The sequence below is a fragment of the Rossellomorea marisflavi genome (genome assembly GCF_001274775.1).
Classification (GTDB): Bacteria; Bacillota; Bacilli; order Bacillales; family Bacillaceae_B; genus Rossellomorea; species Rossellomorea marisflavi.
This window is the reverse complement of sequence record NZ_LGUE01000001.1, coordinates 63,771-85,289: the sequence shown is the minus strand read 5'-3', so window position 1 is coordinate 85,289 and position 21,519 is coordinate 63,771. Positions and strand designations below refer to the sequence as shown.

22 protein-coding genes are annotated in these 21,519 nt (G+C 50.1%); 6 read left to right on the top strand and 16 right to left on the bottom strand.

Annotated features, from left to right (window positions below; translation table 11 throughout):
- Positions 1–67: 67 nt before the first annotated feature.
- Positions 68–568: a hypothetical protein gene (locus AF331_RS00480; RefSeq protein ID WP_053426300.1), complete on the bottom strand. Its 501-nt coding sequence runs from the start codon at positions 566–568 to the stop codon at positions 68–70.
- Positions 569–739: 171 nt separating this feature from the next.
- On the opposite strand from AF331_RS00480, the gene AF331_RS00475 reads away from it, so the two are divergent.
- Positions 740–1,183 (top strand): YtoQ family protein, encoded by a 444-nt coding sequence (locus tag AF331_RS00475; protein ID WP_053426299.1) that lies wholly within the window; start codon positions 740–742, stop codon positions 1,181–1,183.
- Between the two features lie 206 nt (positions 1,184–1,389).
- Complete coding sequence (locus AF331_RS00470) at positions 1,390–2,883, top strand: peptide MFS transporter (RefSeq protein WP_053426298.1); 1,494 nt, start codon at positions 1,390–1,392, stop codon at positions 2,881–2,883.
- Between the two features lie 41 nt (positions 2,884–2,924).
- Here AF331_RS00470 and AF331_RS00465 read toward each other — a convergent pair whose 3' ends face one another.
- The 3 genes from AF331_RS00465 to AF331_RS00455 form a co-directional block, all read right to left on the bottom strand.
- On the bottom strand, positions 2,925–3,185 hold the full coding sequence (locus AF331_RS00465; RefSeq protein ID WP_160316468.1) for a hypothetical protein: 261 nt from the start codon (positions 3,183–3,185) through the stop codon (positions 2,925–2,927).
- A 73-nt stretch (positions 3,186–3,258) separates the two neighbouring features.
- Positions 3,259–3,786: a DUF84 family protein gene (locus tag AF331_RS00460; RefSeq protein ID WP_053426296.1), complete on the bottom strand. Its 528-nt coding sequence runs from the start codon at positions 3,784–3,786 to the stop codon at positions 3,259–3,261.
- Positions 3,787–3,843: 57 nt separating this feature from the next.
- Positions 3,844–4,917, bottom strand: coding sequence for a M42 family metallopeptidase (locus AF331_RS00455; protein WP_053426295.1), 1,074 nt, complete (start codon positions 4,915–4,917; stop codon positions 3,844–3,846).
- 191 nt (positions 4,918–5,108) lie between these two features.
- Here AF331_RS00455 and AF331_RS00450 point away from each other — a divergent pair, with 191 nt between their 5' ends.
- Positions 5,109–5,420, top strand: coding sequence for a peptidase M4 (locus AF331_RS00450; protein ID WP_053426294.1), 312 nt, complete (start codon positions 5,109–5,111; stop codon positions 5,418–5,420).
- 48 nt (positions 5,421–5,468) lie between these two features.
- On the opposite strand, the gene AF331_RS00445 is transcribed toward AF331_RS00450, so the two are convergent.
- Both AF331_RS00445 and trmB read right to left on the bottom strand, forming a co-directional pair.
- Positions 5,469–6,311 carry a YtnP family quorum-quenching lactonase gene (locus AF331_RS00445; RefSeq protein ID WP_053426293.1) on the bottom strand — a complete coding sequence of 281 codons (843 nt, stop codon included), beginning with the start codon at positions 6,309–6,311 and terminating at the stop codon, positions 5,469–5,471.
- Between the two features lie 115 nt (positions 6,312–6,426).
- Positions 6,427–7,071, bottom strand: a complete 645-nt coding sequence (trmB, locus tag AF331_RS00440) for a tRNA (guanosine(46)-N7)-methyltransferase TrmB (RefSeq protein WP_053426292.1) — start codon at positions 7,069–7,071, stop codon at positions 6,427–6,429.
- Positions 7,072–7,284: 213 nt separating this feature from the next.
- Between trmB and AF331_RS00435 the strand changes: the two genes are divergently transcribed.
- Positions 7,285–7,563, top strand: a complete 279-nt coding sequence (locus tag AF331_RS00435) for a YtzH-like family protein (protein ID WP_053427717.1) — start codon at positions 7,285–7,287, stop codon at positions 7,561–7,563.
- Here the strand turns inward: AF331_RS00435 and AF331_RS00430 are convergent, their stop codons facing one another.
- The 5 genes from AF331_RS00430 to thpR form a co-directional block, all read right to left on the bottom strand.
- On the bottom strand, positions 7,564–8,337 hold the full coding sequence (locus tag AF331_RS00430) for a phosphotransferase family protein (RefSeq protein WP_053426291.1): 774 nt from the start codon (positions 8,335–8,337) through the stop codon (positions 7,564–7,566).
- A 132-nt stretch (positions 8,338–8,469) separates the two neighbouring features.
- Positions 8,470–10,626: a type I pullulanase gene (gene pulA / locus AF331_RS00425; protein WP_160316467.1), complete on the bottom strand. Its 2,157-nt coding sequence runs from the start codon at positions 10,624–10,626 to the stop codon at positions 8,470–8,472.
- A gap of 4 nt (positions 10,627–10,630) precedes the next feature.
- The gene (locus AF331_RS00420; protein ID WP_053426289.1) at positions 10,631–11,566 is read right to left on the bottom strand and encodes a diacylglycerol/lipid kinase family protein; all 936 of its coding nucleotides are present in this window, start codon (positions 11,564–11,566) and stop codon (positions 10,631–10,633) included.
- Positions 11,563–12,516 carry an NERD domain-containing protein gene (locus tag AF331_RS00415; protein ID WP_053426288.1) on the bottom strand — a complete coding sequence of 318 codons (954 nt, stop codon included), beginning with the start codon at positions 12,514–12,516 and terminating at the stop codon, positions 11,563–11,565. Before AF331_RS00415 ends, AF331_RS00420 begins: the two co-directional genes overlap by 4 nt.
- Positions 12,500–13,084, bottom strand: coding sequence for an RNA 2',3'-cyclic phosphodiesterase (gene thpR, locus AF331_RS00410; RefSeq protein WP_053426287.1), 585 nt, complete (start codon positions 13,082–13,084; stop codon positions 12,500–12,502). The genes AF331_RS00415 and thpR overlap by 17 nt, the downstream gene beginning before the upstream one ends.
- A gap of 173 nt (positions 13,085–13,257) precedes the next feature.
- Here thpR and cysK point away from each other — a divergent pair, with 173 nt between their 5' ends.
- Positions 13,258–14,187, top strand: a complete 930-nt coding sequence (gene cysK / locus AF331_RS00405) for a cysteine synthase A (protein ID WP_053426286.1) — start codon at positions 13,258–13,260, stop codon at positions 14,185–14,187.
- A 107-nt stretch (positions 14,188–14,294) separates the two neighbouring features.
- Here the strand turns inward: cysK and AF331_RS00400 are convergent, their stop codons facing one another.
- From AF331_RS00400 to pepV, 3 genes are read right to left on the bottom strand one after another with little or no spacing between them, the layout of a single operon-like run.
- Positions 14,295–14,573, bottom strand: a complete 279-nt coding sequence (locus AF331_RS00400; RefSeq protein ID WP_053426285.1) for a hypothetical protein — start codon at positions 14,571–14,573, stop codon at positions 14,295–14,297.
- A gap of 13 nt (positions 14,574–14,586) precedes the next feature.
- Positions 14,587–15,444 carry a D-amino-acid transaminase gene (gene dat / locus AF331_RS00395; protein ID WP_053426284.1) on the bottom strand — a complete coding sequence of 286 codons (858 nt, stop codon included), beginning with the start codon at positions 15,442–15,444 and terminating at the stop codon, positions 14,587–14,589.
- Between the two features lie 45 nt (positions 15,445–15,489).
- Positions 15,490–16,902 carry a dipeptidase PepV gene (gene pepV / locus AF331_RS00390; RefSeq protein WP_053426283.1) on the bottom strand — a complete coding sequence of 471 codons (1,413 nt, stop codon included), beginning with the start codon at positions 16,900–16,902 and terminating at the stop codon, positions 15,490–15,492.
- 353 nt (positions 16,903–17,255) lie between these two features.
- Between pepV and AF331_RS21655 the strand changes: the two genes are divergently transcribed.
- Complete coding sequence (locus tag AF331_RS21655; RefSeq protein WP_056534809.1) at positions 17,256–17,477, top strand: DeoR family transcriptional regulator; 222 nt, start codon at positions 17,256–17,258, stop codon at positions 17,475–17,477.
- Positions 17,478–18,904: 1,427 nt separating this feature from the next.
- On the opposite strand, the gene AF331_RS00375 is transcribed toward AF331_RS21655, so the two are convergent.
- Together AF331_RS00375 and AF331_RS00370 are read right to left on the bottom strand one after the other, a co-directional pair.
- On the bottom strand, positions 18,905–19,621 hold the full coding sequence (locus AF331_RS00375; RefSeq protein ID WP_053426280.1) for a pseudouridine synthase: 717 nt from the start codon (positions 19,619–19,621) through the stop codon (positions 18,905–18,907).
- Positions 19,622–19,677: 56 nt separating this feature from the next.
- Positions 19,678–21,297: a putative polysaccharide biosynthesis protein gene (locus AF331_RS00370; protein WP_053426279.1), complete on the bottom strand. Its 1,620-nt coding sequence runs from the start codon at positions 21,295–21,297 to the stop codon at positions 19,678–19,680.
- Between the last annotated feature and the right edge of the window lie 222 nt (positions 21,298–21,519).

Below are 21,519 nucleotides of genomic sequence, written 5' to 3'. Positions count from 1 at the left end.
AGACACATGTATCATTTGTCCAGATAAATCTCCACACAAAAAAAGATCCGATCATAATGATCAGACCTCAGGAACTCTTGACGGAAGTGGCCATCTTCATCATCATTTTTGCATGATCAGACAGATCGCCTTCATCTGACTGAGTGGAAACCTTCGTGCCCCCTACCCCGACGATGAGTTCATATTTTTCAGAATCGGGGATGCTCTTGATGATGTAGTACCCCAACCCATCCTTGCCTTGGAACGTTCCTTTTTTCACCACGTCCGATTCGTCTTCAAGAGACGTTTTATATAGAAGATCACTGTCCTTGTCTTCCTGGGGGTTGTTAAAGAGGATAAACGTATCCGACCCCTTTTTGATGATCACATTGTGAGAGGTTTCTTTTTCCACCTCGGCACCGAAGGGCAGGTAAAATTCCATGTCCCCGGCGTTCTCTTTCGGTTCTACCTTATGATCAACCATATCTTCTACGACTTTCGCCGTTTTATCCTTCTCTTCGTCAATTGAGGTGCTGCACCCTGCTAATGTAAGGGCAAGAATGAATAAAACCGGTAAATAACGCTTCATTCCCCGTCATCCTCCTTTATTCTGCTAAACCTACGCTTATGATACCCTCACAAAGTCCTAATGACAACCCGTTTTCTTACAGGTATGCTGTTTTTGCTGGGAAGAAAGGTTAATTTTGACTCGGATGGGGTAAATCGTGTAGGAAACAGTAACAGATAGGGGATGATCACAATGAAATTAACGGTATATCTGGCAGGGGAGATACATAGTACCTGGAGGGACGATGTCAAAAACGAAGCAGAGAAAAGGGGACTGAACATCCAGTTCTCAGGACCGATGGAAAACCATGACCGATCCGATTCCATCGGGGAAGAAATCCTGGGCACTCAGCCGAACGCCATCCTGAAAGACGAGGCAGCCTCTGCCTTCAATAATTTGCGCACCAAGATCCTGATGGAAAAAGCGGATCTTGTCATCGCATACTTCGGAGAAGAATACAAACAGTGGAATTCGGCCATGGATGCGGGCATTGCACTCGCCAAAGACAAGCCGTTGATCCTGATCCGTCCGGAAAAGCTTCACCATCCGCTGAAAGAAATTTCCCGGCGTGCAGATGTGACGGTTTCCACCATTGAACAGGCTCTTCAAGCCATCACCTATATTTTTGAAGAATAATAATTCCATCGCCTGCCCTCTAACCCCGGGCGGGCGAATTTATTCTTTTTTGCGTGTAAAGCGCTTACAAAATAGTTTGATAATTCAAAAATGCATTAATATTAGCAACATATAGAAATATATGGTATAATTAAAATTTTATTAATTTCTTTTTGACTTTATAAAAATCTTAAAATATTATAGTAAAAGAATAAGGAGGTTGTAATATGTCATCATCGAATAAACAGAAAATTGTGGAAAGTGTACCTCAGACCGGTTTCTTCGGTCACCCTAAAGGGTTGTTCACGCTATTCTTCACAGAGTTCTGGGAGCGTTTTTCATACTACGGTATGAAAGCCATCCTTGTATATTATATGTACTACGAGGTATCAAAAGGCGGACTCGGTATCGAGGAAGGCACTGCTCTTGCCATCGTTTCCATCTACGGTTCCTTGGTATACATGTCAGGAGTCATCGGGGGTTGGCTGGCAGACCGGGTATTCGGTACGTCCAAGGCCGTCTTCTATGGTGGGATCTTCATCATGTTCGGTCATATCGCCCTTGCATTCCCGGGGAACTTCTCCATGTTCATCGTTTCCATGGTACTGATCGTCATCGGTACTGGGCTACTTAAACCGAACGTATCAACCGTCGTCGGAGAAATGTACAGTCAGGAAGATACACGCCGCGACTCGGCTTTCAGCATCTTCTATATGGGGATCAACCTTGGTGGATTCCTTTCACCACTTGTTGTAGGTAGTCTCCAAAAAAACTACGGCTTCCACTGGGGATTTGCGGCAGCCGCCATCGGGATGTTCCTCGGGCTTGTCGTCTTCATGGTAAGCAAACGTTCTACATTGGGACTTGCCGGTACGTATGTGCCGAACCCGCTGACAGCAGCCGAGAAAAAGAAATATGGTTGGATGACAGCAGTGGTCGTGATCGTCCTGGCCATCATCCTTGGTTGGACCATTCCAGCTGGAATCTTCACGCTGAATGTATTCATCAATATTGTCGGAATCTTCGGTGTGGTGGTACCTCTAGCGTACTTCCTGATCATGTACTACAGCCCTAAAACATCTGTACAGGAACGCTCACAGGTAATCGCCTATATCCCGCTATTTATTGCTGCGGTCATGTTCTGGTCCATCCAGGAACAGGGTGCAACCATCCTTGCGACCTATGCTGACAAAAAGACACAGCTTGATCTTTTCGGATTTGAGATATCACCTGCGTGGTTCCAATCCCTTAACCCGTTGTTCATCCTTCTCCTTGCACCGGTATTTGCATGGTTATGGGTGAAGCTCGGCAACCGCCAACCGATCATCCCGCGTAAATTCTCATGGGGTCTGATCTTTGCAGGTCTTTCATTCCTTGTCATCCTCATTCCGGGATACTTCACTCCTGATGGTGGACTCGTGAATCCGATTTGGCTCGTACTCAGTTATTTCATCGTTGTCATCGGGGAACTGCTCCTTTCGCCTGTCGGCCTTTCTGCGACAACGAAGCTTGCTCCTCAAGCCTTCTCAGCACAAACCATGAGCCTTTGGTTCCTGGCACCTGCTGCGGCACAGGCCTTGAATGCACAGCTAGTCAGATTCTACTCACCGGCAACGGAAAATGTATATTTCGGTACCATCGGTGGCGTATCCATCGTATTGGGCCTCATCCTCTTCCTGATCGGTCCTAAGATCCAGACCTACATGAAGGGAATTAAATAAGTCAAAAAAGCAGCCTCTTCCATGAGGCTGCTTTTATTTATTCAGTTCTTACCAATCCTTATTACATCCGTGGTTCCGGTTTCCTTCATTGCGTCTGCATCCGCCGTAGTTCCTGTTTCCTTCATTGCGTCTGCATCCTCCGCGATCACCTTCACAGCGATTGCGCCTGCAACAGCAGCGGTTACCGAATAGGAATTTGTCCCAATCACAGCAGAAGTTGAAGCCCCAACAACAGTTACGGCGACACCCGCCTTCATTGTGTCCTTTATAGCATCCCATGTGTTTTTGCCCCCCTTGTACAAGAGATTTACCGAATGCCTTCGCATCCGATCTACTCTATCCTATGAGGATGGGCTCTAATTGGTATGGGCCGAGTCATATATTCCCGCGCTTATCTCTGTTTCTTCCATCATATTCCCACTGCCCGATCAAGAGTTTAACGACATGGATGAACATCGCTTCCCTCGTCACCAGACCGTTCGTGAATACCCCTACCGCCCCTTCTCGATGGCGCACACCTTCACGTTTCGTATATGCATCCATCAGCGGCCCAAGCTCTCCTCCTCCGCGAAGGTTATAGGCAATCTCTTCAGGTAGTAGAATCCGTGCCCCTCCTGCTACAAATTCGCGGCCATCGGCGTCCACTAATGCTCCCCAGTTACAGAGGTAAAGGCCTGATGTCGTATCGACCACCCCGCCTTCGAGGCCGATGCCCGCATGAAAGGTTCCGATACTGCTCCTCGCCCGGTTCACCGCTCCCCTGATCGTTTCTTCATCAGAAAACGGTTGTGCACTGACCCCCGACTCCGCTTCAACCGGATGTATGACGGCTTCTGGACCGATTGCCTTCTGAATCGCCGACACTTTTGCGGGGTTGGTTGTCCCCACTCCGAAATCCTTCATTTCCTTACCCCCTTTTTCATAAAAGAAGACCGCCTGGGTTACCGGGCGGTCTCTCCATCATCCGTTATTGCGGATGGTTTCCACTGTGGAACGGTCACACTGTTTCACTAGCTTTACGATCAATTCTTTCGCGGCGGCATAATCATCGATATGGATCATGGATGCATGGGTGTGGATGTAGCGAGAACAAATCCCTACGACCGCACTCGGCACCCCTTCATTGGACATGTGGACACGGCCCGCATCCGTCCCTCCCTGGGAGACGAAGTATTGATATGGGATCGAATTGGTTTCAGCCGTATCAAGGACGAACTCCCTCATGCCCCTGTGGGTGACCATGGAACGGTCGAGGATCCGGAGGAGGGCACCCTTCCCGAGCTGGCCAAATTCATTTTTATCCCCTGACATATCATTTGCCGGGCTGGCATCAAGGGCAAAGAATAGATCCGGATTGATCATGTTGGCCGCCGTCTGGGCCCCACGCAACCCTACTTCCTCCTGAACGGTGGCACCCGAGTACAGGGTGTTCGGCAGCTGCTCTCCATGGAGTTCCTTCAGAAGCTCGATGGACAGTCCGCACCCGTATCGGTTATCCCACGCTTTCGCCAGGATCTTCTTCTCATTGGCCATCGGCGTGAACGGACAGATCGGTACGATCTGCTGGCCAGGTTTGATCCCGATCCGGAGGGCATCCTCTTTGTCATCTGCACCGATATCGATGAGCATGTTCTTGATATCCATCGGCTTCGATCGCTGAGCCTCTCCCAGAAGATGAGGCGGGATGCTTCCGATCACACCGATGATCGGTCCGTTGTCTGTGATGATCTGAACGCGCTGGGCGAGGAGCACCTGGCTCCACCAGCCTCCGAGGGTCTGGAAGCGCAGCATACCGTTTTCAGTGATGGAGGTCACCATGAAGCCCACTTCATCCATATGTCCGGCCACCATGACAACGGGAGCATCACTGTCCCCTTTCCTGACACCGAATACGCCTCCAAGGCGATCCTGTACAAGCTCATCCGAGTAGGCGGAGAGCTGCTCTTTCATGAAAGCCCTCACGGCATGTTCGTTACCGGGAGCACCAGGCAGTTCTGTCAACGTTTTGAATAATTCCAATGTATCCTGTTTCATATCATTTACCCCATTTCGTTTTCACATCTTTATGTATACGTCCATTTTACAGAACTTTCTCACCTCTTACCACCGATTGGATTCAAATAAGATTCTCTTTTTTCCGTGTTCTTTGTTAGAATGGTCTTATCATGTAGAAAATATCGGGGAGGCATTCCATGTCTCGGCCGTGCTTTTGGAGGGAATAATGGATGAACTGGAAATCATTTGCAGTCGGAGCGGCTGTCGGAGCTGTCGGGGGCATTGTCCTCAGCGGTGCCGCAAAGGATCATAAGACCGCTTCTCCGGAAAAAGTACTGAAAAGCGTAAAAGAACGCTTCAAAGAAGACGGGAAGATCGATGGCTCATGGATCAGCATGAAGCCCGAGTCCTTCAAGCAGCATACATTTGAAACACAGGTATTCAAAGGCGGCATTTCACGCAGGGTCGACGGGGAACTCGAACAGTTCGAATTCATCGCTGATGTGAATAGCGGCACCATCCTTGATGTTTACCCCTTGTAACCAAAAAGAAGATCCAAAGCCATCCGGCTTTGGATCTTTCCCATTTCATCACCTACTGCGTTCAACCGAGTCCAATACTTTTCCAGCTTCATCCCATTTCAGGGCACGATATACGGCATCATGATAAAAGAGGAACCAGTATCCCCCTTCGATTGCCTGAGAGATCCATTTTTCCTTGGCTCCGATCGACGTCATCGGATAGTCGTCATACGCGAGCACCCATAATGGATTTTTATGGGCGTGCGTCGGCATGAGGTCGGCCATGTGAATCAGCGTTTCGCCACCTGTTTCCAATAGGATGATGGAATGGCCGTCACTGTGACCACCGGTATGGATCATCGTAATGCCGGGCAGGATTTCCTTCTGCCCATCAAACGGCACCACCTGATGCTCAACAGCCTCCCAGTTTTCTTTCCAATATGTATTCTTTGAACGGATATTGGGATTCCTCATCTCATCCCATTCCACCTGTGATGTATGGATGACAGCGTTCGGGAATGTCGGACGATAATCTTCTCCCTCTCGTTTCGTCAAGCCGCACGCATGGTCAAAATGCATATGCGTCATCAGGATCACATCGATCTCTTCCGGCGATACCCCAAGCGCCTGAAGATCGGACTCCAGTGCAGATTCTTCTTCCACCCCATAATTCCGCTTTTGTTTGTCTGTCAACTTGCCTTTTCCGATGCCCGACTCGATCAATACGTTCTTGCCGTTCCAACGGAAAAAGATCGGATCCGTCCTCAGCTCGATCTGATTCCGTTCATTCACATCATACTTCTTGGACCAAAGCGGTTTCGGCACGACCCCGAACATGGCTCCCCCATCCATGAAGGTCACTCCGCCGTTCAGCCAGTGAAACGTTGTATCACCAATCATCCGTTTTTCCATCTCTCATTCCTCCCTTATTGTTCCCCATAAGTGTAGCATAAGTAGGCCGCGCGAATCCGGCAGACAGTAAAAAAAGACTGCAGAAGCCGGTAAACGGCAGACTGCAGCCTTCTGATCACGAATGTTGGAATTGAGCTTCCACCCGGTAGATCCGGTCCCCTTTAGAAGAGAACTTTTCTTCGTATTCCGTCATGATATTGCCTTCCATCCCGCTGTTATGGAGATCGAGGCTCAAGTAATTCAGACGGAGTCCGTACCAGGAAAAGCTCTTCAACGAGTACTCGAACAACCCTTGATTATCGGTCTTGAAATGAATTTCGCCGTTTTCCACCAGGATATCCTCATAAAGCTTGAGGAAATGTTCATACGTAAGTCGGCGCTTCTCGTGGCGGGCTTTCGGCCAAGGATCCGAGAAGTTCAGATACACCCGTCCTACCTCACCATCATCGAAGAATTCCTTCAAATCCCTTGCATCGACATTCAATAGCTTCACATTGCTCACGTTTTCCTCAAGGATCCGGTCGAGGGCCGTGACGAGGACACTCTCGTAGAGTTCGATCCCGATATAGTTGATCTCAGGGTTCTGTTTCCCCATACCGGTGACGAATTGACCTTTGCCTGTTCCTACCTCTATATGGATGGGGTTGTCGTTCCCAAAGAACTCATTCCATTTCCCTTTCAGTTGATCGGGCTCCGCCACTACTATGCCGGAATGTTCACTGAGCTTTTCAGCTGCCCATGGTTTGTAACGCACACGCATGTAGACACCTCTTTTTTCCATTTTTCACGCACCCGATCCCGCAAGCTTCCTGCTTGTCCACGGGCACGTCATTCGAACAAAAACATACCACGACCACCATGGTTGTGCAAGATGAAATCCATTGAAGCCACGCATAATAAAAAAAGGAATCCACACACTATCAGTGAATTCCTTCTCTATCTGAATTCAATCCCAAAAGAAAGGGTGGCTTTCATGCCTCTCAACGCTCAAAATCAAATGCAATTATTATCCGATATCCTCAGTAATCATCAAACGGACTGCTGCGGCTCCGTATCCGAATGCGAACAGCTCGAGAGACTGGTCAAGTCCCTCATGGTCAACGCAGACATCCACGAGAACGTCAAACCCGTACTCGAAGAGATCTATCGGTACAGTCAAAGCGGCATCTCCTCTTCGGATCTATCCGATCACATCACCACAAACAAAGATAACCTGTCCCAGTGGGTGTCGGACATGAACAACTATTCATGATCAGATGATTTTGTGCAGATACTCGATCCAGTGGTTCATTTCATGAAAGCGGCCTTTGGCTTTATGCCACTGCATGAAGAGGATCGTCTGGGCGACCACATACCATTTCATGCGGAGCTTCAGACTATCTGTCAGTTCCGTTCCGTATTGAAGGAGCCAGTCCTCCCATTGATCTTCAGGGATATACCAATAGAGGAGCAGGCCGACATCAAAGGCGGGATCCGCGATCATGGCGCCGTCCCAATCAATGAGGTATAGCTGATTCTGTTCGGAAAGGAGCCAGTTATTATGATTGACATCTCCGTGACAGACGACATATTCGCTCTGACGTACCTCATCCAGGCCATCCTGAAGGAAACGCATCGCTTTCTTGACATCGGGCAATGTTAGAAGGTCGAATTCAAGACTGGTCTCAAGTTCCGTCAACATATGATCAGGCTGAAAAGGCTCTGTGCCGAGGCGCTCAAGCATCGTCAAGAGTGGTTTCGATGTATGGATTTTTTTCAGCAGACGGGCAACCCTGTCTTCCTTCATTTCTGCGGGTTTCAGTTCTCTGCCATTCAACCAGTGCTGAGCCGTGATGACATCCCCGTTTTCCAGACGTTTCGTCCAGACAAGCTTCGGCGTGATGCCTTCTGCGGATAATACCGCCAAAAACGGCGATGAATTCCGCTTGAGGAATAGCCTCTGTTCCTGGTATTGGGCAAAGAAGGCTTCCCCCGTGGCACCGCCCGCAGGGACGATTTCCCAATCTTGGTCAAATAAGTGTTCCAATCTATTCACCTTCTATTGGTCCTTTGTCATGTTTATATGATTGTTCACATTTCATCTCAAGTAAAATAAAAAAGATAGCTATTGGGCAATAAGATCAATAGCCATCTATGTTCAATTTTATCGTCATATTCCTTATTCGTCAAGCACACCTGAAATCGACTGCATCGCTGCGACGGAGACAGTCATTGGGGCGACCTCCAATCGACCACCTTCTATTGTGTATAGACCCTTGGCATCCGCACGGTCCCCCTCTGCCAGGCAGAGCCATTCCCCACCATCTCCAAGTGCAAAAGCGGCTGATTCCGTCCCGCCGTTGAAGGCAAGGATCATGTCACTCCAGGGACCGTAATCCCCTACTTCCGAGTAGCGGATGACCACAGATTGGCTTTCAGCGGTGACGACGCTCACATGCTGCCTGATCAGTTGTGCTTCCTGAAACCTGAAGGCACCGTGGGCTTTCCGTATAGCGATCAAACCACGTACATACCCAATGGATTTGTCATGGTCTTCCCTTCTCGTCCAGTCAAGCTGATTGATCCGGACCGGGGCATTGTAGCTGTTTTCGTGCCCCCCTTTTGTCCGGTAAAACTCCTGACCGGCGTGAATGAACGGGATTCCCTGCGATAGAAGGACCATCGCGGTGCCGAGAGACTGCCGCTTGAACAGCTGCTCCTCGCTCTCATGCATGCAGGCCTTCATCTTATCCCAGAGGGTGTGATTATCATGGGATTCGATATAGTTGACGGATTGGATGGGGCCATCGAAGATTCCCTGGTCCCGGCTCTGGATGCCGACGCTTCCTGAAAGGACCTGAGCCACCTGTTTTTCAAGTCCGCTATGTCCAAGGATGAACCCTTTATCGTGAAGATTGAAGGTGCTCCCCTTGACGGTATCCCTGAACCAATCATTGAACTGTCCCACGTTCGGGAGCAACCGTGCATTGCGTAGGTTCGCCTTTTCTTCCTGTGGAATGGGGGTGTTCAAGTCCCACCCTTCCCCGATGACGATGAGACCCGATTCCCGCGTGATATCCGACACCTCATTCATCGTCGTCACGTCAAGGATTCCCATAAGATCGAACCGGAAGCCATCGAACCCGTATTCCTTGATCCAGAACCGAATCGAGTCCTTAATGAACTTCCTCGCCATGAGCCGCTCCGAGGCAAAATCATTCCCTACACCGGTCCCGTTGGAAGGCAACCCGTTTTCACCATGTCGGAAAAAGTAACCCGGCACGATTTTTTCAAACGGTGACTCCTCCCTTATGAACACATGGTTGTAGACGACATCCATGATGACCCTGATCCCTTCATCATGAAGACTGTTCACCACGTCTTTCAATTCCCTTATCCTGACGAGGGGCTCACCGGGATCCGAGCTGTAGCTGCCCTCCGGGACGTTGAAAAATAATGGGTTGTAACCCCAATTGTATTCTTCCTCGGATGGATCATCCGGCACGCCCCCGAAGTCATTGACAGGCAGAAGCTCCACATGCGTGATCCCGAGCTCCTTGAGATAGTCGACTCCGCTTGAGTATCCAGCCGGCGTCTTCGTCCCGCGCTCGGAAAAGGCACCATAGCGCCCCCTAGCGTTCATGCCGCCTTCTTTCCCTGCGGAAAAGTCCCGTACATGGAGCTCATAAATGATGGCATCGACGGGTGAGGAAACAGGCGGAAGGGATGTACAAGGAGGTCCGAGTTCTGTCGCGACCACACCCCAGAGGCTATTGAACGAAACCGCTACGGCATAGGGATCGAGGGCTTCATTCCAGACGAGATTGATGCAGGTGAGATAGGAATAACAGAACCCTTCCACTTCTTCCTGGATGTCCAGGGTCCATACCCCTTTTTCTCCTCGCGTCATGTCGCGTTCCGTTTCCTCACCGTTTGTCGACATCAGCTTGAGTCTGACCGCCGACGAAGTAGGTGCCCACAGTTTGAACCGGAAGCCCCCTTCCACTTTCCGTACGCCGAGGTCTTCGCCATCATAGTAGTAGCGCTCATCGAAGGCATCCGTCCTGATGACGGCCCCGACTTGGAGGTCGGTCTTGATCCCGTTCGCATCGACCACTTCGCAGGCCTCTTCAAGATCGAGCTCTTCCGGAAGTGAGGTCACGATTTTCCTTGCGTGCTCAAGCTGGATTTCTTCCTTTATCTCCAGGGGGATCATTATGTCTCCCTTCACGATATGAAAATCCTCCTCACCCCCGACTCGATCATGGGGAATAATGATCGTGACGGTCGTGAATGTATCCATAAATGCTTCATAATGACGACTGATATTGAACACCTGCTCACCCTCTTCCATTCATCATTTTCCAACTGGACGGAAGCACCCTGATGCTCATGCGTCCATTCATAGCAAGCGTCCCGCACGATTCTCCATCAGCATGGATTTCGGGATCCCCATCCGCCTCCACGATCATTTCCCGCGTGCGGAATGTATGAACTTCTTTAAATATCGTATGTTTTCCCACAAATACAGAAAGAAAGACCGCAATGAGCTTAAGGCGGCCGAGTCCGGCCACGACGGTCACATCCAACATGCCATCATCCGGATGGGCATCGGGGGCGATCTTCATGCCGCCTCCGAAATACGGATGGTTGGATACTGTCATGAACCAGACCTTATCGTACATACTTTCTTCTCCATCTCTCCGGACCTGCAGGGAGAAGGGCTGGAACGTAAGGGCTTCCCTCACCAGAATGATGGGATAGATGAGCTTCCCGAGGGAAATCCGGTTAAGCCGTTTCTTCCATGGGGAATGATTGGCACGTCCCGCTACCCGGGCATCGAATCCTATTCCTATATTATTCACAAAGTGCCCATTCGGCTCCGCAGGGAGTTGAAATTCACCTGCATCCATCAAGGAGGCGTGACCCGATCCGGATTTTATCCGGTTTTCAGCCTCACGTGGCTTCCGCGGCCAATTGTACCCCCTTGCAAAATCATTCCCGCTTCCTGAAGGAATATACCCGATGAGCACCTGGGGGAAACCAATCGACGCGCTGATGATGGATTTCATCGTCCCGTCACCTCCCACCCCGACAAGGAGCAGGGTCTCACCGGGATGCCTCTCCACTAGATCCCGGACCACCCTCTTCACTTCAGACGGATGCCGGGTGACGAAGGACTCATGGATGATCCCTTCCTCCACGCGGAATCGTTCCCAGGCTTCTGTACTCCCTCGATTTTTGGCTGCGGGATTGACAAGGTAGAAGGTCTTCACGGCTCTTCCCCGACGAACCGGTCTTCATCCATGCCGATCCGTTTGAAGGAAGTGGTATGTCCATAGTCCAGAATGGCCTGGGCAGCCTTGAGCTGGACGCCCTTGATAGGGGACGATATAGACCGGAGGGACTCGAACCAACCTTCATGCTTCCGTTTGTCCAAAAGATGCACATGGTGGGGAGCCTGGGGATAATCGATGTACCCGTTTCTGCAGATGACACCTTTATGTATAGGAAGGTCCACACCGGCAAAGCGCAGGATCTGATCGATGATCGTTTCCATTCGTTGCAGGGTGATCAGGGGATTCAGCACTTTCTCTTCTTCCCGTCCCCACTTCTTCAGCCAAAAATGTTCCTTCCCTCCGATATACGCGGTGCCCTCCTCGAACTCCAGGAAGGTCAGGCACCAGACGGCCGTCGGGGTGATGAGGATCGTTTCAAATTCGACAGGGGCTTTTTTGATCTTGAGAATCGGATGATAGAGCACCAATATATTATCCGGAAACCGCTGAAGAAGATACTTCAACCGTTCATCATAGTAATAGCTGTTATCCACATACGAACGTTGTGAAATGGTCGAACTCGCCCATTTCAGCTGAAAATCCATGATATTCTCGAGAAACACCTGCTTCAACTCATCCTCGGTTGAAGCCTCCACCCTTTCAGCATCGATGGCGAACTCCTCTTCATCATCACTTTCTGCATACATGGTCAAATCCTCGATCTCTTCTTGATCCCCCCTTCTCTTAAAAAAGGAGAACAATCGATCTTTTACGGTTTCCTTCTCCTCCATCGCACTAAGGGCTTCCTCATGGGTGTCGCCATTTTCCCAGTGATCCTTCATTTTTTCCCACTGCTGTTTTTTCAGCCTGACAAATTGGGTAGGATAGCGGTAAAGATCCATTTCATATCTGGAAATGTAGTCCTGCAGTTTAATGAGCTGTGCCATGAGGTTCTCCTCTTTCTTCCGATGTCATCCCTTTCAATGGGAACGTCGCCACCGGCTCGTATTTTGGGATGTGTTCCAGTCGTGTCCGGTACAGGACAACGTGTTCTACGGGGAATTCGATAGGAAGTGGTTCGATTTCTGGAGAACGCTCATTGAACGCATACTCTCCCCCCCATTTGCGCGCCACGGTGATGTGGGGAGCAAACGGGCGTGGATCCAACTCGAATCCTGCATCCAGGCAGGCATCATAAATCGCCGCCCTCAGTCGGTTGAGCCCTTCAGAGGGTTCAACCCCCATCCAGAAGATCCGCGGTGCTTCCGGGCGACCGAAGAAGTCAAATCCACTGAAGGTCAATGTGAAGGGGTCATGCTCCATTGCCACTTCCCGCACCTTGGACTTGGCGAGGTCGAGGGCATCGGCTCCGGAACCCCCCAGGAACGCCAGTGTCAAATGGAAGTCCTGATGGTGGACCGGCTTTTTGAATGGAAACGCGTCTGCCTGATCCGCCAAACGGAGCTTTTCTTCTTCCGGGATGGAGAGGGCAAAGAAATAATGGGGCTGTCGCATATCATCCGTCCTTTCTTGATGTATATCCATCATAGCAAAATGTGAGAACCTAGAGAACCAGTACAGAGGGAAATACTTGGGAAATGACCCGCAAAGCTGATTTATTTGATAGAATTTATAGGATTGAGTAGGATAGAAAGTAACGATAAGACAAGACAGAAAGGATGTTCATCATGAAAGTTGTGCAAAACATCGCTGATTTGATCGGGGATACCCCCCTTGTGAAACTAAATCGATTGGCTCCGTCAGAAGGAGCGGACGTGTACGTGAAACTGGAATTCTATAATCCGAGCAAGAGCGTGAAGGACCGGGCCGCCTACCATATGATCACAGAGGCGGAAAAAGCAGGCCTATTGAAAGAAGGGGCCACCATCATTGAGCCGACGAGCGGTAACACAGGCATCGGCCTCGCCATGAATGCAGCCGCAAGAGGGTACCGGGCAATCCTCGTGATGCCTGACACGATGACGCAGGAACGGATCAACCTTCTCAAGGCGTACGGAGCCGAAGTGGTTCTCACCCCGGGTGATGAGAAGATGCCTGGCGCAATCGCGAAGGCAAAGGAACTGACGGAGTCCATCGAGAACGGCTTCATGCCGATGCAATTCGAGAATCACGCCAACCCCGATGCCCACAGGCAATCGACCGCCATCGAGATCGCAGAAGCCATGAAACAAATCGGCAAGCCTCTGGCCGCATTTGTAGCTACTGCCGGAACGGGCGGTACCATCACGGGAACAGGGGAAGGTTTGAGGACCTATTATCCCGACCTCGACATCCACGTGGTGGAACCGGCCGGATCCCCCGTACTCTCTGGAGGGAAGCCGGGGAAACATAAACTAGTCGGCACGAGCCCGGGCTTCGTTCCGGAAATCCTGAATACGGATATTTATAATGAAATCCACAAGATCGAGGATGAACAAGCTTATGATATCGCCAGGAGGATGGCCAGCGAAGAAGGGATCCTTGTCGGCCCATCATCAGGCGCTGCCTGCTACGCTGCCATCGAAGTGGCGAAGAAGCTATCCCCGGATCAGGTTGTTGTCTGCATAGCATGCGATACGGGAGAACGCTACCTTTCAAGCGATCTATTCCGTTTTTGATTCTCTGAGACCATTTAAAACCATTGGCAGTATGAGCAGTCAGTCTCAACTTTGGGATAAAGGAAAGGACCCTCCGTTTGCAAACGGAGGGTCCTTTTTGCCTGCGCTCATTTCAATGAACGGTAGTGAAAGATGAAGCGGTCTGGTGAAGATTTGATGACGAAGGTCCGCACACCGATGATGGTGTGGAGATACAAGAAACAATAGCCTGCCGATAGCGACCTGCTGGTCACGTCGAACACATCGCCTATGACGAATACATTGGAAGGGGTCTCGATTCGATCATTGTACAAGTGGATGTATCCGACCGTCTCGATCGTTTTCTGCGTCTCTTCCTCTATGCGGCGCTCTGTCTGCATGAAAGGCTGTGAATAAATGGCTTTCAAAGGATTCTCCCGATCAATGGGCCACCGGAGCCTCTTGCTCGATCCGCTTCCTGAAAGCCCCCTGGAGTTTTCTCGTGACAGCCCCCGGATGCCCCTCCCCTACAAGCCGTTCACCTATCTTCACAACAGGCATCACCTCGGACGTGGTGCTTGCGATGAAGACTTCATCTGCAGACAGCAGCTCGTCAAGGGTAAATGCGTCCTCTTGGAACGGGATCCCTTCTGAACCGGCCACGTCCCGGATCACCCTTCTCGTGATCCCGTTCAGGATCAGGTTTGTGGCAGGATGGGTTCTCACCACTCCGTCTTTCACCATGAATGCATTGGAAGAAGATCCTTCCGTCACAAGATCGCCCCTGTGAAGGATCGCCTCGAAATGCCCCTCAGATGCAGCTTCCTCCTTGGCAAGAAGGTTGCCGAGGAGATTCAGGCTCTTGATGTCACATCGCAGCCAGCGAACATCTTCGATAAGCTTCACCGTGACACCCTGATCCATCTGAGACTGTGGTACGGGCACTTCTTTCGTGTAGGCGACAACACTGCCTTTCACGTCAGATGCCGGGAAGTGATGCTGACGGGAGGCGACCCCGCGAGTAGCCTGAAGGTAAACAATTCCGTCATGGATCGAATTGGCTTCGATCAAGCGGTTGATCAATCCGGTGAGCTCATCCATCTCGTGAGGGATATGGAGCTTGATCTTCTCAGCACTCTGATAGAAACGTTCCATATGCTCTTTCATGGTGAAGGTCTTTCCACCATAAACCCTGACGACTTCATAGATTCCATCGCCAAACTGATATCCGCGGTCTTCGATATCGACTTTCGCTTCTTTCCGATCCATCAATTCACCATTCACAAATACTGTTTCCATCCTGCACTCCCCTTTATATATAGTCTGTCGCTAGATTACTCTCCATCAGGAGGATTGTTCACACGTCAATTCGTAGATGGCCTGGGCATAGATGGCCGTCGCTTTCAGCAAATCTTCGATATACATATATTCATCTTTTTGGTGAGCAATGTCTTCACGTCCCGGGAACAGGGCACCGAATGCCACGCCGGTTTCCAGGCTCCTTGCATAGGTACCTCCACCGATACTGAGGAGTTCCGCTTCCTCACCCGTCTGATCTTCATAAACCTTTTGAAGGGTACGGACGAAATCATCATCGGCCGATACATGGTGAGGTTCACTGTCATCGAAGTTTTCGATGGTGTACCCTTCGATTGCGTCGAGGATCTTGCGCCCTTTTTCCATATCGAATGTAACAGGATAACGCATGTTCAATCCGATGCGGCCCCCATCTTCCTCAGAGAAGCGGAGTTTCCCGACATTGATGGTCAAGTCGCCGGTGATATCATCCGTGAAGCTCACCCCAAGCTGGACACCACGGGAATCCTTGAAGAAATGATCGGCCGTGAATCCGAAGTATTCAGCCTCATAAGGAGCGAGGGGCAGCTTGCTGAGGAATGCCGCGAGATAAAGGCCTGCATTCTTCCCATTATCAGGCTCCATCCCGTGGGACGATACCCCTTCCATCGTGATGACAAGTTCACCATTTTCCATGAAGCAGTCACCCTTGATGCCTTCTTCCTTCGTGAAGGTGTCAAAGTATTGCACCCATTTCGTATGATCTTCCTCCATGCGAAGGACAGCTTTCGCATGATCCGGCACCATATTGTAGCGTCGACCTGATTCAAAGTGCTTCACGCGGATTCCTTCAGCTTCCGCATCCCGTGTACCTTCCTGGACGAGATCATAGTCCGCGATCCCTTTTTCGGCATAGATGATCGGGAAGTCGGCATCAGGCGCAAAGCCCATTGTCGGCATTTCTTCATTCTCGAAGTAGTGATCGACGCATCTCCAATCACTCTCTTCATCCGTCCCGATGATCATGCGGATCCTCTTGTTGAACGGGACGCCGAGTTCCTTCACGATCTTCATGGCATAATACGCCGCCATGGTCGGACCCTTATCATCAATGGCTCCACGCGCAAAGATTTTCCCGTCTTTGATTTCGCCGCCGAACGGATCGACACTCCATCCATCCCCTTCAGGGACCACATCGACGTGGCAGAGGATCCCAAGAAGGTCTTCTCCCTCACCGAATTCAAGATGCCCGGCAAGATTGCCGGCATTCTTCGGTGTGAACCCATCCTTTTCCCCAAGAGAAAGCATATAGTCCAATGCTTCCTTCACTCCTTTACCAAGGGGAGCTTCCTCCGTAGCATCTTCTTCATCCATGACGCTTTTAATTTGCAAGAATTTCTGAAGATCCTTCAGTAAATCGTCCTTTCGGTTTTCCACTTCATTCATCCAGTTAATCGTCATTCTAACACCTGCTCTATATGTAATAGTTTTCTCCCTCCCATTTTATACTGTTTGCCTTGTAAAACCAAACAGGAACAACAAGAAAATTCACTGCATCCTACATGTTTTTTCATATACAAACATATTCTAGAACCAATCCCATCCATTTAAATGGATGAAATCGAACAATTTCCTAGATATTTTTCTGGAATAGCGTTACAATGTAGTTGTCTGACATTTCAAATTTATAAAATGACCCGGAACGGCGGTCAACAAAAGGGGTTGTCTAAAGCGCTTAGTACTTAGGTAGCACGTGTGGTGCACAGTAGACACTGTAGTCTTTGCCTTTGGAATAATGATGAGGGAGTGGTTTCTTGAAACCTTCAACCAATCGTATGCTGAATAGAATCAAGGCTGTATACATGTACATCAATAAGAAAGGTACAGTAACAACTCAAGATCTTGTAGACGAATTTGGCATTACTCCACGCACCATACAAAGAGATCTCAACGTATTGGCCTACAACGACCTGGTCGAAAGCCCAACAAGAGGGCACTGGACCACAACCACAAAAAAAGTAAAAATGACAAGTTGATCATAGAAATGCGGAGGGGCTTTGCCCTGAGGCGACAAGCATAAGACAGGAATCCCGGGAAGGCGCCCTTTGCCTTTTCGGGATTTTTGGCTTATGACCTCGAGCCTCAAAGCCCCGGAGCTGGACATATAGAAAAGCGGAGGCGGGTCGGTCTGACCCGACAAGCATAAGACGAAACCCCCGGAAAGGCGTTCCTTGCCTTTTTGGGGGTTTTGGCTTATGACCTCGAGGGGCAACCCGCCGGAGCTGGACATGTAGAAAAGCGGAGGGTGCTTGCCCTGAGGCGACAAGCATAAGGCGAAGATTTCGGAAAGGCGCTCTTGGCCTTTTTGAGATCTTTGACTTATGACCTCGAGCCTCAAGCACCCGGAGCTGGACAATAGAAAAGCGGAGGGGCTTCGCCCTGAGGCGACAAGCATAAGACAGAACCCCGGGAAGGCGCCCTTTGCCTTTTCGGGGTTCTGTCTTATGACCTCGAGCCTCAAAGCCCCGGAGCTGGACATATAGAAAAGCGGAGGCGGGTGGGTCTGACCCGACAAGCATAAGACGAAACCCCCGGAAAGGCGTTCCTTGCCTTTTTGGGGGTTTTGACTTATGACCTCGAGGGGCAACCCGCCGGAGCTGGACATGTAGAAAAGCGGAGGGGCTTTGCCCTGAGGCGACAAGCATAAGGCGAAGATTTCGGAAAGGCGCTCTTGGCCTTTACGTGATCTTTGACTTATGACCTCGAGCCTCAAAGCCCCGGAGCTGGACATATAGAAAAGCGGAGGAGGGTCGATCTGACCCGACAAGCATAAGCCGAAACCCCCGGAAAGGCGCTCCTTGTCTTTTTGGGGGTTTTGGCTTATATCGAAAAATACAATCCGATCCGTTATTTGCGACTTTTGTTTGATACGGGCGATAATGGTGGATTGTTTGTAAACCTCCCCGTTATTAAAGCAATATGTAAGGCAGAATAGTATTAAATTCCCCAATCGACATATAACGACTTTCTTCGCACTCACTTTATGAGAATTTTCTCTTCCTCCCCACCAAACTCAGAGCCTGAGAACAACCTTATTTGCGAATTCCAAAGATTTATTTTCGATTTTTTTGAATGTATTTGCGACATTTCAAAATTTATTTGCGAATGACATTTTCCGGGCACTTCCTATTTGCGATTAACCACCCTTACGTGCGAAACCGCTCTTCAATCTACCATACAGCTGCACGAACGTACGATAATCCCAACTCCCCTGCCCTCTCCACGCTTCGTATTCGTGCACGACCAGCATACACATTCCTCCACCGCCACTAACCAGCCGGGCATACTCGTTTCTTACTTCACGTTTAGCAACTTCTGCGCCCTTATGTATTCCAGCTGTATTCCAGCAAGCACCCACCCCCGCACGAACAAAAAAAGCGACCCCCTCAGGAGCCGCCTTCATTCATTCCGGTTTATATTCCTTCAGCATCGTCACTTCTTCTTCCGTCAGCTCCCGGTACTCACCGAGCTCGAGGTCCCCGAGTCCAAGCGGTCCCATGGAGATCCGCTTCAAGTAGGTCACTTTCTTCCCGACAGCTTCGAACATCCTTTTCACCTGATGGAATTTGCCTTCGGTGATCACAAGTTCGATTTCTGATTGAGGTGCAGATTCTAGGATTGTCAGTTTGCCGGGCTTGGTTTCATACCCATCATCTAGGGTCACTCCGGCGGCGAATGCCTTCACGTCGGATTCCGTGACCTCGCCCTCGATGCGGGCAAAGTAGGTTTTCGGAACGTGCCGTTTCGGTGATAGAAGCTGGTGGGACAGCTGTCCATCGTTTGTAAGGAGCAGCAAGCCCTCCGTGTCTTTATCGAGCCTGCCGACTGGAAATGGTTCAAAGATCTGGTCTTCCATCTGAAGGAGATCGATGACCGTTTCGTCGTTCTGATCTTCTGTGGCAGAAATGACGCCTGGCGGTTTGTGCATGAGGAGATAGATGAACTCCCTATACTGCACTTCCTCCCCGTGTAGGACGACGGTGTCGGTTTCGGGATTCACATGGCTCTTCCCGTCCTTGACGACTTCTCCGTTCACTTGAAGTCCGCCTTCCTTCAGCAGCTTCTTGACTTCTTTCCTGCTTCCATAGCCCATATTGGCCAGCATTTTATCAATACGCATGATGCGTCACTCTCCTTCTAATTGAAAAGGGGATGAGTGATCATCCCCTTTGTGGTTTATCCGATTCGTAATTTGCTTCTCAAGCGGGTAATGCGATCTCCGAATAGCTTGTCCGCGAGCCTGCTCCTCATGCTGATGTAGAAGTACACGAGTCCGCCGATGCCGCCGCAGATGGCGACGATGAAGATCGACTGGAAGCCGGAAGCCGGGTTCAGGAATTTCACAAGCAGCCAGTAGATGGCCAGTACGACGACGGCCATGACGATATTGATTGCGGCGATGAATGCCGTCCTCCTGATGATGAGCCTGAACTGATACCGGGCGTATTTCTTGATCACATAGAGGTTGATCAGGATCGCCACGGCATAGCCGATGGAGGTGGCGAGGACCGCCCCTTCCGTTTCAAACAGTTTGATGAGGGGGATATTGAGGCTTAGCTTCAATAGTAATCCCACAAGCAAGCTGAAGATCGTGAACTTCTGCTCATCGATTCCCTGCAGGATCGCCGCCGTGACGGCAAACAGGGAGAATAGGATGGCAACCGGTGCGTATGCCCGCAGTACGGATGTACCAAGTGCATCGCTGTGATAGAACATCGTATACGTCGGTTCGGCAAGAAGCGCGATGCCAAGTGCTGCCGGCACGGTGAGGAACAAGAGGATCTGGAAGGTCTGATCGATATTCCGCCTCATCGTCTTCCGGTCACCGCTCGTATAGGACGTGGTGATCAATGGGATCAGCGTCATGGAAAAGGCCGTCGCGAGCGACACCGGTATGATGACCAATTTATGCGTGTAGAAATTCAAAACGGCGAATGCATGGTCTGAAACCCTGGCATTTCCGATATCCGCCATGGCGGTGTTGAACGTGATCTGATCCACGAGCTGGAAGAGCGGGTTCGCCAGTCCGACGAAGATGAACGGGACGGAGTACGCGATGATCTCCTTGTACATGGAGCGCAGGGAAACCTGCACCTGACCTTTGTCTTCTAGCATGAGCTCGTCCAGCTGCGGCTTCCGTTTGAACCAGTACCAGATGAGGACGACCAGGCTTGCGATTCCTCCGATGAAGGCCGCGAATGTCGCAACGCTGATGGCCGTCGTCACGGTGCCGTTCATGACATTCAAGACCACATAGATCCCTCCGAGGAGGAAGATGATCCGGACAATCTGTTCGACAACCTGGGAGAGCGCCGTCGGTCCCATGGATTGATACCCCTGGAAGAACCCCCGGATCAAACTCATGAACGGGATGATGATCAGGGCGAAGCTCACGGCCCTGATGACCGTCGTCACCTGAGCGACCGTGATGACCTGGTCATCGCTCTTGATGGTCATCTCGGCGAAAATCGGTGCGAAGGCATACATGATGAGGAAGGAGACGAGCCCCGTGATGGTCATGAGGAAAAGGCCCGACTTGAACAGCCGCCTTCCAACCGCATACTCTTCTATGGCATTATATTTTGATACGAACTTCGACACGGCAAGCGGCACTCCTGCCGTCGCCACCGTCAAGAATATCGTGTAGGGAACATAACCGTACTGATAAAGGGAGGCCCCTTCTTCATGTCCCCTCAATAAACGATCGAACGGTATAACATAAAAAAGACCCAAAAACTTGGAAATAAAGGTCCCGAGCGTCAAAATAAACGTTCCGCGAATTAGTTTTGATGACATAGTATCCCTCTCAATTTACCTTGTTGCACTTATTCTCAAAAAAGAGACTTGGAATAAACACTCTGAAATTTACACACTATGAGTAGTTTACTACTGTATGAAACGAATGACAATTTATTTCCGATGGTTGTTTTTCAAAACAAGCCCATTTAAAATAAAGAGAACCTTAATGGGTCTTTTTCCATTTAAACAAACAATCTTATCAGAATAGAAGTTGGTGTA

What these genes read in the sequence shown, in the direction of transcription:
- AF331_RS00480 (WP_053426300.1), bottom strand. Translation starts at nt 568, where the DNA reads ATGAAGCGTTATTTACCGGTTTTATTCATTCTTGCCCTTACATTAGCA.
- AF331_RS00475 (WP_053426299.1), top strand. Translation starts at nt 740, where the DNA reads ATGAAATTAACGGTATATCTGGCAGGGGAGATACATAGTACCTGGAGG.
- AF331_RS00470 (WP_053426298.1), top strand. Translation starts at nt 1,390, where the DNA reads ATGTCATCATCGAATAAACAGAAAATTGTGGAAAGTGTACCTCAGACC.
- AF331_RS00460 (WP_053426296.1), bottom strand. Translation starts at nt 3,786, where the DNA reads ATGAAGGATTTCGGAGTGGGGACAACCAACCCCGCAAAAGTGTCGGCG.
- AF331_RS00455 (WP_053426295.1), bottom strand. Translation starts at nt 4,917, where the DNA reads ATGAAACAGGATACATTGGAATTATTCAAAACGTTGACAGAACTGCCT.
- AF331_RS00450 (WP_053426294.1), top strand. Translation starts at nt 5,109, where the DNA reads ATGAACTGGAAATCATTTGCAGTCGGAGCGGCTGTCGGAGCTGTCGGG.
- AF331_RS00445 (WP_053426293.1), bottom strand. Translation starts at nt 6,311, where the DNA reads ATGGAAAAACGGATGATTGGTGATACAACGTTTCACTGGCTGAACGGC.
- trmB (WP_053426292.1), bottom strand. Translation starts at nt 7,071, where the DNA reads ATGCGTGTGCGTTACAAACCATGGGCAGCTGAAAAGCTCAGTGAACAT.
- AF331_RS00435 (WP_053427717.1), top strand. Translation starts at nt 7,285, where the DNA reads ATGCCTCTCAACGCTCAAAATCAAATGCAATTATTATCCGATATCCTC.
- AF331_RS00415 (WP_053426288.1), bottom strand. Translation starts at nt 12,516, where the DNA reads ATGGCACAGCTCATTAAACTGCAGGACTACATTTCCAGATATGAAATG.
- thpR (WP_053426287.1), bottom strand. Translation starts at nt 13,084, where the DNA reads ATGCGACAGCCCCATTATTTCTTTGCCCTCTCCATCCCGGAAGAAGAA.
- cysK (WP_053426286.1), top strand. Translation starts at nt 13,258, where the DNA reads ATGAAAGTTGTGCAAAACATCGCTGATTTGATCGGGGATACCCCCCTT.
- dat (WP_053426284.1), bottom strand. Translation starts at nt 15,444, where the DNA reads ATGGAAACAGTATTTGTGAATGGTGAATTGATGGATCGGAAAGAAGCG.
- pepV (WP_053426283.1), bottom strand. Translation starts at nt 16,902, where the DNA reads ATGACGATTAACTGGATGAATGAAGTGGAAAACCGAAAGGACGATTTA.
- AF331_RS00375 (WP_053426280.1), bottom strand. Translation starts at nt 19,621, where the DNA reads ATGCGTATTGATAAAATGCTGGCCAATATGGGCTATGGAAGCAGGAAA.
- AF331_RS00370 (WP_053426279.1), bottom strand. Translation starts at nt 21,297, where the DNA reads ATGTCATCAAAACTAATTCGCGGAACGTTTATTTTGACGCTCGGGACC.